Source organism: Priestia sp. YIM B13551, assembly GCF_042787905.1.
Taxonomy (GTDB): Bacteria; Bacillota; Bacilli; order Bacillales; family Bacillaceae_H; genus Priestia.
In genome coordinates this window covers 134,839-148,379 of sequence record NZ_JBHZOX010000003.1, presented here as the reverse complement: position 1 = coordinate 148,379, position 13,541 = coordinate 134,839, and the positions used below count along the sequence as shown (strand labels likewise).

Annotated in this window: 14 protein-coding genes and 1 tRNA gene; 4 read left to right on the top strand and 11 right to left on the bottom strand. The window is 38.2% G+C overall.

Features of this window, described 5'->3' with window-relative positions; genetic code table 11:
- Window positions 1-74: 74 nt before the first annotated feature.
- The 3 genes from ACFX4N_RS17810 to ACFX4N_RS17800 form a co-directional block, all read right to left on the bottom strand.
- Window positions 75-653, bottom strand: coding sequence for a TetR/AcrR family transcriptional regulator (locus tag ACFX4N_RS17810; protein ID WP_013055475.1), 579 nt, complete (start codon window positions 651-653; stop codon window positions 75-77).
- 4 nt (window positions 654-657) lie between these two features.
- Window positions 658-1,380 carry an MBL fold metallo-hydrolase gene (locus tag ACFX4N_RS17805; protein WP_057274326.1) on the bottom strand — a complete coding sequence of 241 codons (723 nt, stop codon included), beginning with the start codon at window positions 1,378-1,380 and terminating at the stop codon, window positions 658-660.
- A 281-nt stretch (window positions 1,381-1,661) separates the two neighbouring features.
- Window positions 1,662-2,000, bottom strand: coding sequence for a YflT domain-containing protein (locus ACFX4N_RS17800; protein ID WP_377261925.1), 339 nt, complete (start codon window positions 1,998-2,000; stop codon window positions 1,662-1,664).
- Window positions 2,001-2,445: 445 nt separating this feature from the next.
- Between ACFX4N_RS17800 and ACFX4N_RS17795 the strand changes: the two genes are divergently transcribed.
- Entirely contained in the window at window positions 2,446-3,837 is a 1,392-nt protein-coding gene (locus tag ACFX4N_RS17795; RefSeq protein WP_063670565.1) for an amino acid permease, read from the top strand.
- A gap of 72 nt (window positions 3,838-3,909) precedes the next feature.
- Here the strand turns inward: ACFX4N_RS17795 and ACFX4N_RS17790 are convergent, their stop codons facing one another.
- From ACFX4N_RS17790 to ACFX4N_RS17775, 4 genes are all read right to left on the bottom strand, one after another.
- Window positions 3,910-4,044 carry a hypothetical protein gene (locus ACFX4N_RS17790; RefSeq protein ID WP_274588875.1) on the bottom strand — a complete coding sequence of 45 codons (135 nt, stop codon included), beginning with the start codon at window positions 4,042-4,044 and terminating at the stop codon, window positions 3,910-3,912.
- Between the two features lie 128 nt (window positions 4,045-4,172).
- On the bottom strand, window positions 4,173-4,802 hold the full coding sequence (locus tag ACFX4N_RS17785) for a copper homeostasis protein CutC (RefSeq protein ID WP_057274324.1): 630 nt from the start codon (window positions 4,800-4,802) through the stop codon (window positions 4,173-4,175).
- Window positions 4,803-4,866: 64 nt separating this feature from the next.
- Complete coding sequence (locus ACFX4N_RS17780; protein ID WP_057274323.1) at window positions 4,867-6,312, bottom strand: DEAD/DEAH box helicase; 1,446 nt, start codon at window positions 6,310-6,312, stop codon at window positions 4,867-4,869.
- Between the two features lie 168 nt (window positions 6,313-6,480).
- Window positions 6,481-6,552, bottom strand: a tRNA-Val gene (locus tag ACFX4N_RS17775).
- Window positions 6,553-6,682: 130 nt separating this feature from the next.
- Between ACFX4N_RS17775 and ACFX4N_RS17770 the strand changes: the two genes are divergently transcribed.
- Together ACFX4N_RS17770 and ACFX4N_RS17765 are read left to right on the top strand one after the other, a co-directional pair.
- On the top strand, window positions 6,683-7,294 hold the full coding sequence (locus ACFX4N_RS17770; protein ID WP_377261920.1) for a DsbA family oxidoreductase: 612 nt from the start codon (window positions 6,683-6,685) through the stop codon (window positions 7,292-7,294).
- 20 nt (window positions 7,295-7,314) lie between these two features.
- Window positions 7,315-8,070: an arylamine N-acetyltransferase family protein gene (locus ACFX4N_RS17765; protein ID WP_377261917.1), complete on the top strand. Its 756-nt coding sequence runs from the start codon at window positions 7,315-7,317 to the stop codon at window positions 8,068-8,070.
- A 27-nt stretch (window positions 8,071-8,097) separates the two neighbouring features.
- On the opposite strand, the gene ACFX4N_RS17760 is transcribed toward ACFX4N_RS17765, so the two are convergent.
- On the bottom strand, window positions 8,098-8,547 hold the full coding sequence (locus ACFX4N_RS17760; protein ID WP_013055467.1) for an Lrp/AsnC family transcriptional regulator: 450 nt from the start codon (window positions 8,545-8,547) through the stop codon (window positions 8,098-8,100).
- 172 nt (window positions 8,548-8,719) lie between these two features.
- Between ACFX4N_RS17760 and ACFX4N_RS17755 the strand changes: the two genes are divergently transcribed.
- On the top strand, window positions 8,720-9,340 hold the full coding sequence (locus ACFX4N_RS17755) for a YitT family protein (protein WP_029324789.1): 621 nt from the start codon (window positions 8,720-8,722) through the stop codon (window positions 9,338-9,340).
- A gap of 38 nt (window positions 9,341-9,378) precedes the next feature.
- On the opposite strand, the gene ACFX4N_RS17750 is transcribed toward ACFX4N_RS17755, so the two are convergent.
- From ACFX4N_RS17750 to ACFX4N_RS17740, 3 genes are all read right to left on the bottom strand, one after another.
- A complete protein-coding gene (locus tag ACFX4N_RS17750) occupies window positions 9,379-9,990 on the bottom strand; it encodes a DUF1349 domain-containing protein (RefSeq protein WP_377261914.1) in 612 nt (203 codons plus the stop codon).
- A gap of 154 nt (window positions 9,991-10,144) precedes the next feature.
- Window positions 10,145-11,473: a GntT/GntP/DsdX family permease gene (locus ACFX4N_RS17745; RefSeq protein WP_029324788.1), complete on the bottom strand. Its 1,329-nt coding sequence runs from the start codon at window positions 11,471-11,473 to the stop codon at window positions 10,145-10,147.
- Between the two features lie 270 nt (window positions 11,474-11,743).
- The gene (locus ACFX4N_RS17740) at window positions 11,744-13,270 is read right to left on the bottom strand and encodes an NCS1 family nucleobase:cation symporter-1 (protein ID WP_013055463.1); all 1,527 of its coding nucleotides are present in this window, start codon (window positions 13,268-13,270) and stop codon (window positions 11,744-11,746) included.
- Window positions 13,271-13,541 lie beyond the last annotated feature (271 nt).

The following is a 13,541-nucleotide window of genomic DNA, read 5'->3' as shown; positions in this document are numbered from 1 at the left end:
ATTTGTAATCTATCATTCTTTCTCTTTTTTTTCAATTTTAACTAAAGCGTTAGGCTTAGTGGCATTAATAGAATTTATGTGGTCTCTTCATACCGATGTAGCCCCAATACAAACGTACGAATTAAAAAGTCCAGGGTCTCATCAGTGCTTAAAGGCATTCCAAATCCCCCTTTTTGCTCCAAAGAAGCAAATCCATGTAAAATGCTGCGAAGACTTCTAACAGCATGAAGGGCTTCATCTTCTGGAAGATGATACGGTTTCAACACATCCAGCACTAAAAGCACAATGTTATCAGATGCTTTTTGTACTTCTTCATCTTGTATCCTTGGTGCTACCGTTGCTGTTGCTTCGTATATTCCCGGAGACTTTCTTACAAATGAAACGTACGCTTTGCTTAGCTGATAAACAGCGTCTTCTGCAGAAGCATGTTCAACAGCACTTTTTAAAAGATGATATAGCTGCTGCAGTCCACTTAAAGCCAGTTCTTTGCGCAGCTCTTCTAATCCTTTTATATGATTATATAAAGACGGTGGACGAACATCTAATTCTTTGGCTAATGAAGCAATTGTAACAGCATAAAACCCTTCACGATTGGCCAAATTTCCACCTGTTTGAATAACCTTTTTAAAATCTAGTCCCTGTCGTGGCGACATCCCTTCATCCCCTTTTTTCCATTTTCACTTTTGCTTGTTGTATTGCTTTTCCCATCAATTTCAGCGGCCGAGAAAGGAGTCTTCCGTGTCCAACAGCAAGAAGTGACGGGTTTAGTTGATATAGCTTTTCTGCACTTTTAAGTGACAGCTCCTTACTCCACGTTCCAAAAGCGGGAAACGGAAACAGCAGCTTTAACTGACCTGATACCGCAACTCCTCCTCGCACTTGGAAAGAATCTCCCGCAATTAATGCGTTCGTTCTCTGGTCTAAAAAAGACATAGACCCAGGTGTATGTCCAGGTGTAAAAATAGGAGCAAGTGAGCCTATGTAAGACTCTTCTTCAATGAAATGATCAACTTCAGTTGAGATCTTTCCTAGCTTTGGTACTCCTCCACGGATTGGGTTTTGAGGTTCTTCAGAATCGAGTGTTAAATCTCCTGAAAATAATCGATAATCTCTTTGCGACATATAAACAGAAGCATTCGGTAAACTTTTCTTCAAAGTATCAATCGCCCCGATGTGATCTTCATGAGTATGTGTAAAAACAATTCGCGTAATCGGTTTTCCAATTCGATCTGCAGCTTTCAAAATACCTGACGCGCTGTACGGAAGAGCTGCATCAATTAATGTAAGGCTATCTTTCTCTTCAACTAAATAACAATTCACTGGAAAAAAACGAGGCAAAAACGTCAGTTGATACAACATTTTCTCACGAACTATTCTCATTTCCTCATCCCCTATTATCAAAATAAAAACTAATGGTATTAGTTTTTATTTTAACTAATACTATTAGTTTTATCAATCATATAGTGAAAAAACAAAAAAAGTGTGAGACATAACGAAATCAATTGAATCTAAAGACGAACAAATGAGATAAAGAAGCTCGTATAGATCACTTGTTACACTGTCCCCACAAAAAATCCGAACGCGTTTGGTTCTCCATCAAGAATCAAACGCGTTCGGATCTTCCTTTAACTAAACTACTTTTGCCCTAGCCTCTATTAAAATTAAATGTCTTTTCTCTCCCCTGTAGCAGCCACTACAATCGCACTGCCTTTCTTTAACTCTTCTTCATATTTCTTTGTTTCGTCTTTTGATAAGCCTAGTGAAGCCATTTTTGTTCGAAGCTCATCTTCTCTTGTTAAAAATAAACTCGCTGCTGAATGTAAAGGACCTTCTTCAGACAGTCGAATAATATTTGTGTCCGTTACTTCTGTTAAATTTTTAGAACCTTCCTTGTCATAAGTAAACACGTATACTTCATTTTTCTCAAAACCTTTGTCTGCAAATTGATTAATTGCTTCGTTAATATCCGCTCCGCTTTCTACTACTTCAACATGTTTCATTATTTATAACCTCCTGTTTCTATAGCACATCTTTCTTTTATACTTAGCAAAAGAATAAACTTCTTACTACTATATATACCCGTTTTCAGAAAGGGAAACCCGCATTTAACGCTTTGCAGAGAGTTTGAATATCATTCCACATTATCCTTTAATAGGATGTATACCTCTTTTGATTAACTTATTTGAAACAATCATTCAGCTTATTTTCAGCTACCATTCATAAGAAATTCATCTACATTGCTTATTATAAAAAAGGAAAAAGACGCTAATCAGGTACTTTATACGCATAATGAATGTCTGTGTCAGAGTAAGCCGGATATGAATGCAACAATTCATATCCGTTTTTTGTATGAAAGAACCTCTAACAACATTCTGTCCATACGTCTTACAACATACTATAATTCTCTATATTAACTAAAAATTCAGGTTATATAGGAGGTTACAAATGAACAGCCATCCACAGCCACAGTTAAAAAAAGAGTTAAAGATCCGGCATATCACCATGATTTCTCTTGGAGGAATTATCGGGGCTGGATTGTTTATCGGAAGCGGATCACTCATTAACACCGCTGGACCGGGATCTATTTTTTCGTACGCGTTTGCTGGTTTACTCGTTATTTTAGTCATGCGAATGCTTGGAGAAATGTCTACTGCAAATCCTTCCAGCGGTTCTTTTTCCACTTATGCAAAAGAGGCATTAGGCCCTTGGGCAGGCTACACGATTGGCTGGCTCTACTGGTTTTTCTGGGTTATCGTTATTGCTGTTGAAGCTATTGCAGGTGCAAATATTATTCAATACTGGTTCCCGTCTTTGCCGTCTTGGGGAGTAAGCCTGGCTCTTACTTTTTTATTAACGATGACCAATCTGTACTCTGTTAAATCTTTCGGAGAATTTGAATATTGGTTTTCCCTCATTAAAGTCGTCAGTATCGTTCTTTTTTTACTTTTAGGTATAGCTATTATTTGTGGATTCATTCCAGGAATTGATTCTCCCGGCACTTCCAACCTTTTGCACAAAGGCGGCTTTTTACCGAATGGAATTAGCTCTGTATTTTTAGGAATTGCCCTTGTCATGTTCTCCTTTATGGGAACAGAAATTGTCGCAACCGCAGCAGGTGAATCGTCTCAGCCTGAAAAAGCCATTACCATCGCGACCAATACCGTTATTTATCGCATTTTGTTTTTCTATTTAGGCTCTATTTTTATTTTAGTAACGGTTCTTCCGTGGAATTCGTCAAGCCTAATGAAAAGCCCATTTGTATCTATTCTTGAATTAGTAAATGTACCGGCCGCAGCTCAAATTATGAACTTTATTATTTTAACAGCCGTTCTTTCCTGTCTGAATTCTGGTCTGTATACAAGTTCTCGCATGCTGTTTTCCATGTCTCAAAACGGCGATGCGCCAAAAAGTTTTTCAAAATTAAATAAAAAAGGCGTGCCAGTTAGTGCGATATTAGCATGTACAGTTATCTCGTACATTAGCGTTATCTTTAACTACATTTCACCGGACAAAATCTTTTTGTTTTTAGTGAATGCATCAGGCGGCGTAGCGCTTCTTGTATATCTTGTTATTGCATTTTCACAGATTAAAATGAGAAAAAAATATGAAAAAGAAAATCCTGAAGCATTAAAAATTAAAATGTGGTTATTTCCTTACTTAACTTACGCTACAATCCTTGCCATCACTAGTATTTTTATTGCCATGGCATTTATTGATTCATTACGTTCTCAGTTCTTCTTAACTCTTTTAATTGCTGTACTCGTCGTAGGTTCTTTTTTCTTTCAGCGTACAAAAGTGACGAGCGGCTTAGCAGCAAAAGAAAATACATCAAAATAAAAGAGGTTGAGACATAACTAAATGAATCCAACCTAAAGATGAACAAATGAGATAGATGAGCTGGACTGCTTATTACACCGCAATTGATTTCCGTGCAAGGCTTCGCTTTCCGCGGGCGGCCGCTGAGCCTCCTCGTCGCTTGTGCTCCTGCGGGGTCTCATCTGTTCCGCTGTTCCCGCAGAAGTCTTCGCCTTGCCCTCCAATCACCTGCTAGAAGGAACGAAACAGATGAAACTATATTCACCATCAAAAAAAACGAACCACGAATCAAACATATTGATTAATGGTTCGTTTTTCACTTGGACTAAAATGCTTTTGTCCCAGCCTCTTTTTATTTAAGGAGATAAATCTCCTACAATTTTTGTTCCGTGTAATTCAGCTGCTTTTGTTTCTTTCATAACCCGCTCTGCGTTGCCTTCATGAATTCCTCCGCCGGGCAAAATAATAATACGTTCATTAGCATATGTGATCAATTCTCGGATCATATGCAGATTTTGCAAAGCAGATCCTTTCCCTCCTTTGGTCAAAATACGGTCTGCTCCCAATTCACTAAGTATATCAATGGCTTTGTATTTATCTTTAATCTCATCAAATGCCATATGAAACGTAACGCTTAAAGGATGAGCTTCTGCTATTAACTCTTTAGTGCGTCCGTAATCGATTTCAGCTTCTTCTGTTAAAATGCCAAATACTACTCCGTTTACTCCAAGGTCTTTACATGCTTTAACGTCTTTTTTCATAATTTGAAATTCTGCTTCGGAATATATAAAATCACCGCTTCTTGGGCGAATAATCACGTTGATATCTGTATCAAGATGTTCGCTTGCATATTGAATGGTGCCGTAACTTGGCGTAGTGCCTCCTTGACTGAGATTGTCACATAATTCAATGCGGCCTGCTCCTAGCTTCTCTGCTTTTTTTGCCTGCTCATACCCTTCTACACACGCTTCTTTTATGTACTTCATACTCTCAACTCCTTTATTGGCTGTATAAATAAAGCCCATCTTTAAAAAGATGGACTTCCCTCTGCTATTTAATCGCTTTATGAACTTTTAATTTCTTTCCTTTAATTGTCTTGTTCTTCATTGCTTGTAACACTTTGGTACCTTTTCCATTCAGAATCTCCACATAAGAGACGTTTTCTTGAATCGTAATAATTCCAATATCGTCCGCGGTTACTCCGTCTAATTTCGCAATTGTTCCTACAAAATCGACCGCTCGAATTTTCTTTTTCTTTCCTCCGTTAAAATACAGCTTCATAATGTCTTTATTTAATGACTCGCTTTTATCTTTTTTAACTTCTGGACGCTCATTAATTTTTTCAGTAAAAGCGGATGCTGCCTGCTGTACTTCTTCTTTAGAAGGAGGAGTAGATGTTGGAATTGAAAAGCCGATATATTCCTCAATTTCCGATAGCATTCTCTTTTCATAAGGCGTTACAAATGTGATAGCCTTCCCTTTTTTACCGGCACGTCCCGTTCTTCCTGTACGGTGAACGTAGCTTTCTTTTTCTAACGGAAGATCGTAGTTAATAACGTGTGTGATATTATCAATATCAATTCCTCTCGCAGCTACATCTGTCGCCACTAAATAGCGGAATTTACCTTTTTTGAAATCATTCATAACCTCAAAACGGTCTTCTTGCACCATTGCCCCGTGAATTTTATCACAAGGATACCCAAAATCATCTAAATCATCTAACAGCGTATTTACCTGCTCTTGCGTGCGGCAAAAAATGATGCAGCTGTCAGGGTTTTCTACTGTGGTTACGTCTTTCAGCAGTTCAAATTTACGTTCGTTTTCTACTGATATAACAGAATGGTCAATCGTACTTGTCGTTAATCCATTTGCTTTGATTTCAACATCAACCGGCTTTTTCATATACTTGCGAGAAAGCTCTTCAATATCTTCAGGAAGCGTAGCGGAGAAAAGCATCGTTACACGCTCACTAGGAAGATGTTGAATAATTGCTTCTACTTGGTCAATAAAACCCATATTTAGCATTTCATCTGCTTCATCAATAACCAAATAACGAATTTTCTCTAATGCAAGCGTTTCTTTTTCTATATGATCAAGCACTCGTCCAGGCGTACCTACAACAATATGTGTTTTTTGCTTTAACTCTACTTTTTGCTTGGCAAATGGTGATTTTCCGTAGACAGCTGCTGCTTTAATTCGCTTAAAACGGCCGATATTAGTAATATCTTCTTTTACCTGTGCAGCCAGCTCTCGTGTCGGTGTTAACACTAAGGCCTGGGGCTTATTTTCTTCCCAATTAACTAATTCACACAGTGGAATACCAAAGGAAGCCGTTTTTCCACTTCCTGTTTGAGACTTCACGACCACATCTCTTTCTTCTAGCGCGATGGGAAGCACCTTGCTTTGTACTTCCGTGGGATGATTGTATTGCAGGCTAGAAAGCGCCTTAGCTACCTTGTCACTAAGACCATATTGACTAAAACTTCTTTGATTCATTTTGTACCCTCATTTATTTTAAATTAGTGATTATCTTTATCATGACCTGATGCACTATGTTTCATTATACTTTAATTCTTCTATACGCGCTCAAGATTTAATATAGCATTGATTTGTCAAACAAAAGAGAAAAGCCGCTCTCTTATTAATAAGAAAACGGCTTTGGTATGAGCGATGAGGGATTCGAACCCCCGACCCCATCCCTGTCAAGGATGTATTCTCCCACTGAACTAATCGCTCGTGATATGTATTGACTTTATTATAGAAAGAGTTATCCAATTTTGTCAACTATTTTTCCACAGTTCCCAAGTTGGAAGGATCGTCTTTACTTTTGATAAAATAAAAATATGCCATAAAGGAGCGTGACGGGATGAAAGCGCATATTGAATTTTATTTTGATTTTGTCTGTCCACTATGTTTTCTAGCCATTAAGCCTTTAAGAGAAGTCATTAAAGAACAAAAAGCTGAGATTGAATGGAAGCCTTTTGAACTTTGTCCTGAGCCAGCCCAGCAGATGGAGCAAATAGAAGATTTTTTAGAGAGACCTTGGAATCAATCGATAGCTCCCTTAGCACAACAGCTGCACGTAGAAATAAATATGCCGGACATGCCTCCAGTCCCGCGCACTCATTTAGCACATGAAGGCTTTCATTTTGCTAAAAAACATGGTCAAGAAATTGCCTATGTAGATGCTGTTTTTAAAGCTTATTGGGAAGAGGAAAAAGATATTAGCCAGATTGAAGTCTTAGCAGAAATCGCTGATTCCTTGCATTTAGATCAAGAAATATTTACACGTATCTTAAAAGACCGGACGTTCGAACAAGTTCATAAAGATAGCTTAGTTCATGCGTATGAAGATGCTCATGTAACGAAAGTACCAACTTTAAAAATTGGCAGCCGTGTATTTCAAGGATTCGCTTCCAAAGAGACACTCGAAAAAGCGCTGTTCCATGAACGTTCTGCTAAAGACAGAGAGAAATGATTTACTAAGAGGTGTATTTGATGAATATTAATTATTATTTTAGTCGGTTTTTAGCTAAGAAACCGGATAGCCCAACGTATGAAAGCTTAGCTGCTTTACAGAACAAACACATGCTTCATGTTCCTTTTGAGAACTTAGATGTTCTGTCTCAAACCCCTATCATAATTGATTTAGAACGAATTTTTCAAAAAGTAATTGTAAATTTGCGTGGAGGATTTTGCTACGAATTAAACGGTCTATTTGGCTGGCTGTTAAAAGAAAGCGGATATGAAGTCTCTTACGTTTCAGCTACCGTCAAAAAACCCGACGGCACGTGGACCATTGAAGGAAGTCACGCTACAAACCTTGTGATAGTTGAAAATCAATCTTACATCGTAGACGTTGGATTCGGAGATTCTGTGCGCAAACCAATGCCTCTAAATGGCGAAGTAGTAAGAGATGTAAGCGGCTCTTATCGTATGACAAACGTTGCTGAGCATATGTATGATTTGCAGCGATGGGAAGATGATGTATGGAAAACGCTGTACCGTGTGTCTACGCTTCCTAAGAAACTGACTGACTTTACTCCCATGTGTGAGTTCAATCAAACGTCAGCCGATTCTCCGTTTGTACACAAACGTCTTGTTACGATCGCAACCCCTACAGGGCGCATTACCCTCTCTGGTGAAACGCTAACTGTAACAGATGGAGAAAAAAAGACGAAAAGGAACGTTTCAGAAGAAGAAATACCTGATATTTTACAAAATCATTTTTATATTATTAAAGGATTTTATTAATATCTCCTTACACGAAAAACCGGCCTCTTATGGGGCCGGTTTTTGTACAGGAGTAATCATCCTGTTTTCTACAGGCGACTTTAAAATAATTGAGGTATTCACATTTCCATAAGGAATCAGTTCATCCACTAGCATTCTAAGTCCATCCATTCCAGACACGGCTGCTTTGATAAAGTAAGAAACCGGTCCAGTTACGCGATGACATTCAAGCACGTCTTCATTTTGCTCAATAAAGTCTTCAAATTCCTCCGGTTTTCTTTTTAATTCGCTTACTTGAATAAACAGCTGTGTATCTCTTCCTAAAGCTTTCGGAGACACCGTAGCGCTAAAACGCTGGATCACTCCTCGTTCCTGAAGACGCTGAAGTCTTTCTGATACGCTTGGACGGCTAAGAGCCAGCTTTTTTGATAAATCACTAATCGTCATACGTCCGTCCCTTTGCAAAATAGACAATAGTTGTGCATCGATTTGATCCATACAAACCTTTCCTTTCAAAATGAATATAATAAATAAAATCTTTATTCAAGTTGATAACAGAACAAGTATTATTTCCTTCATTTATACATGTGTTTTCTTTATTTAATATCCTATCATTAAAGTAGATGATTGAAAATGAAAATTCCGAAAAAACAAACAAAGGGGTTTATTTATGAAAAAAGTTTTATGGATTATTCTTGGATGTACGATTGCAAGTATTGGTGTTCTTATCTTGCGGCACTCTCACGTAGTGACGGGGGGAACAGCTGGTCTGTCTCTTAGCTTGTCATATGCCCTTCCCTTATCGTTTGCGGTGATCTTTTTTCTCATTAATATTCCTTTTTATCTCTTTTCCTTCTTTCAAATGGGATGGAAATTTACCGCCACAACTATAGGATCAGTGTCTTTGCTATCGCTTCTCACTTCACTCGATCACTTGCTTCCTTCTTTTACACTTCCCAGCCTGATGGGTGCTGTTACGGGCGGACTAATTGCCGGCCTTGGCTTATCCATTTTATTTATGAACGGAGCTTCTCTCGGCGGTGCTAATATTCTAGCGTTATTCGCACAGCGAAAATTCGGCTGGGATCCTGGAAAAGTGAATTTTTCATTTGATTTCCTTGTCGTGCTGTCGAGCATGTATTCAATTGGACTTTCAAAAGGAATTTTCTCTGTTATATCCATTGCGATTACAGGTTTTGTCATCAGCTACTTCAAGCAAAAAATTGCTTTACACAATCAACCGACATCCGCTTCTGCCACACAGCCTTTAGATAATGCGCTTTCTAAATAAAAACCACGATTTAGCTGTGGCTAAATCGTGGTTTTTATTTACATTTTTTCTACTTTTATAAAATCAAATTGGGCTTCATACCCTGCTCCTTGAGGACTGCAGGCATAAATACCAACTTGAACAGGTTCTTTGGTTGAGTTCAATAAGTGAGCGAGTCGGAGCTGAGTCCAAGAATCTCCATCACTTGAATAACAAACGGTGTAATCATCGTTTTTACGCTGAATTTTAAAATAAAGCGCTGATTTGTTTTGAGTAAAATTTTGACTGGACCAATCTGAGAAGCCATGGTTGGTTACGACTGCTCCTAATTGGTTAGGACCATCGGGATTGTATTCAACTGACGTTTTGATCCACGTATCTTTTGATACACGAATCATGAGACCTGCTTGATCGTAGCGATTAACTGGATATGTATGCACCTTTGTCATGATTTCAAAGTCGCCTTCTACTTCACGGTAAAGAAAGTGTCCATTGTCCGCTTCAAAGCCATAATGAGTACGCTGCCAAAAATCCGTTTTAGCGTCTGTTTTAATCACTAATCGATTCGTTTCTGTGTCAATTTGAAATTGAGCTGGTGGACAATACCAAGAAACGTCTGAATCTAATTTTCCTTCTGAAAAGTTTGTGAAAAATACTAGTTGATTACTCACTCTCTGTCATTCCCTTCTTAGAAGCTATTATTCTTCTATTTCTATTTTGCCATAATTTAACGAATAAATAAAATATTTTGATTATTTTTCTTGTAAATTCTTTTCTTTCATAAAAAAATAAGACTCTTTTACATAGAGTAAAAGAGTCTTATTTTTAAATTAATGCATTTAGAATAAGTGCTCCTGCAAAAGCAATAAAGGATAGAAGCGTTTCCAGAACGGTCCATGTTTTGAACGTTTCTTTCACTGTTAATCCTAAATACTCCTTCACCATCCAGAAGCCAGCATCATTAACGTGAGAGAACATTAGTGAACCCGCACCCGTAACGATAACAAGCAGTTCTAAGTTAACACCGGACATGTGCTCAATGATTGGTGAGACAATACCAGCCGCTGTTGTTAATGCAACTGTTGCTGAACCTGTAGCAATACGGATTAATCCAGCAATTAAAAATGCAAGCACAAGTGGTGATAGAGATAGATGTTCAGACATTTGACCAATCGTTGTACCTACTCCGCTATCGATTAATACTTGTTTGAAGCCACCCCCTGCACCAATAATTAAGACAATAGATCCTACAGGAAGCAAACATTCTTCCGTTAGTTTTTTAATCACATCTTTTGTCATACCTTGACGTTTTCCAAGCAGGTAAAACGCTGCAAAACAAGCAATTAAAAGTGCAATTAATGGACTTCCTATTAATTCTACAAACTTCACTACGCCGCTTGGCAATCCGTTAATAACAGGTGCTATAGCTGCTAAGACCATTAATAGAACGGGCAGTAAAATGACAAAGAATGAAACGCCTGTACCAGGAAGATCTTTTGATGTTGTCGTAATACGAATTAGATCAGGTTCTCCTTCTGGAATCACTCGTTTGTGAATCCATTTTGCAAAAACTGGTCCAGCGATAACTGCAGCTGGAATTGAAATGATTAATGCGTATAAAAGCACTTTCCCCGTATTTGCTCCGTAAATACTAATAGCTGCCATCGCTCCTGGATGAGGAGGAACGAGACCGTGAACAATTGATAATCCTGCAATAACCGGCAGAGCAATCAATAATATATTTTGTTTTGTCGTTTTATGAATGGAAATAACTAAAGGCAGTAGAATTAAAATTCCTACTTCGAAGAAAACAGGAATACCAATAATGAAACCTGCTACTAGCATCGCCCATGGCAGTCTTTTCACACCGAATATTCTTACGAAATAATCCGCTACCTGCATGCCGGCACCTGAATCGGCCATCAGCTTACCTAGAATTGTTCCCAACGCTAAAATTCCTACTAAGTGGCCTAAAACACCGCCCACTCCCGTTTCGTAAGCGCCAACAATTTTATCCATTGATAACCCAGAAGCAATTGCCAAAAACAAACTCGCAACCGTTAAACTAATAAACGCATGCCATTTAAAAACTGAAACACCTACAATAACAATAACAATTGCGGCAACTGTAATAGCTAATAAGTATGCATCCATCTTGCTTTCCACCTTCCCTTTAAGTAAACGCTTTCTCTATGTAGCAAAAAAGCTCTACACCCTGTGAATTTTTTAAAAAATAAGTTCCAATTATCGAAATCGTTTACATCAATTATTTTAGAAAACGATTTCATTTTTTTATTACTTAAATTATATGAAAAAAAAATTCTTAAATCAACAAAAAAACTCAAAAAAATTTTATCAATTTTCTTCCATACAATTTTAACACATAAAAAAATCCAATCATGTTAATGATTGGATTCATCTTATTTATTTGGTGATGGTTGGATCAGCCGTTTGACTGTCAATAATCGGTTTTTCGCTTGTTTTTAACGTTATTTCTTCATATTCCCCCGGCGCTAATACGCTTTTATCTCCTCTCATGAGATACGTGTAAACGATGATAGAAATGAATAGACCAAATGTCCAGGCATTATCCCATAAAAAGCGCAGTCCAGGAATCAGTAAACCTAAAACGGGTATGGCCACGCCAATTACTAATGCATAAATACCGTTTTTATTAAAACCTGTTGAATAACTGTAGCGACCGTTTACCTCATATAAATCCTTTAATGCCATCTGTCTCCTTCTTACAAGCCAGTAGTCAGCAATGGCGATGCCGTCTATAGGGCCAAGCAGCGCTCCGTATGTTCCAAGCCAGCCGAAAATATAGTTCCCGAAATTAGACATGATGTACCATGGCTGAAGTAAAATAGCAAAAATACCGGTCACTAGCGCCCCCATCGCAAACGTGATTTTCTTTGGATTCAGATTCTCAATTGCACGAGCTGGCGCGACGATATTTGCTCCCACATTAATCGTTAAAGAAGAAAGCACGATAACGATTGTTCCTAAGAAAATGATAAACGGAGGGAATTTAGCTACTAAGGCCACTGGATCCCAAATAGCTTCTCCAAATATAACGATTGTTGCTGAGGTAACAGCAATCCCAATAAATGAAAAAATACTCATTGTCAACGGTAAAGAGAAGGTTTGTGCAACCATTTGAGATTTCTGACTTCTAGCATATCGACAGAAATCCGGAATGTTCAAAGCGAGCGTCGCCCAAAATGCAATAACTCCCGTTAAAGCTGGGAAAAATACGGCTAGAAATTCTCTGGTTGATGTAAATTTAGAAGGCGTAGATAAAATGGGGCCCCACCCTCCCGAGTTTGTATAAGCCCATATAAAAAGAATAATAGCTGAAATGCCAATAACCGGAGCAGCAATCGCTCCTAACACTTTAATCGCTTGCGGTCCTTTATATGCTACTCCTACATTTAAAAGCCAAAAAAGAGCAAATACAATGGCTGTATGACCAGCTAAACCGTTCCAAGACGAAAACGAAGCGCTTAGGAGCGTATCAATTGCTTCCGTTCCAATCCATGTATTAATTCCAAACCACCCAGCAGCCACAATGGCCCTAGCCAGTGCTGGGATATGTGCTCCTTTATCTCCAAACCACAGGCGGGCAAATACTGGATAAGGAATGCCAAACTTGGTTCCAGCGTGAGAATTAAGCAAAATAGGAATAAGAACAATAACATTTCCTAAAAAGATTGTACCAATTGCTTGCCACCAGTTCATTCCAAGCGTCATCATTCCGCTCGCCATTGTGTAAGCTGGAATACACAGACACATCCCAATCCAAAGCGTGGCAAAGTTAACTCCTTTCCAAGAATGCTCTTTCATCGTAGTCGGACGTAAATCCTCATTCCAAAGGTCACTGCCGCTCAGCTGGTTGTGCGTCTCATCTGTGAGCGTCACAATTCCATCTTGCTCAATTTGTGTTTTCATCCATAAAACCCCTTTTCATAAAATAAGTTCATTCCAAAAAACAAATTTTGTTTGAATTTTCTGAAATATAAAGGCGTTTGTGACGATTCCTTCTAGTATGTGATAAATACTAACGTTATCCCTTATTATATTTAATGCGAAACGGGGATACACTGGACAAATTGTAACATTATTTGAGGGAACTTTTATATATTGTGTAGTGTCAACTCTTTTTGTTGTTAGATAACCTAACACACAAAAAATCATCGCTTGAAAACTTCAAGCGATGATT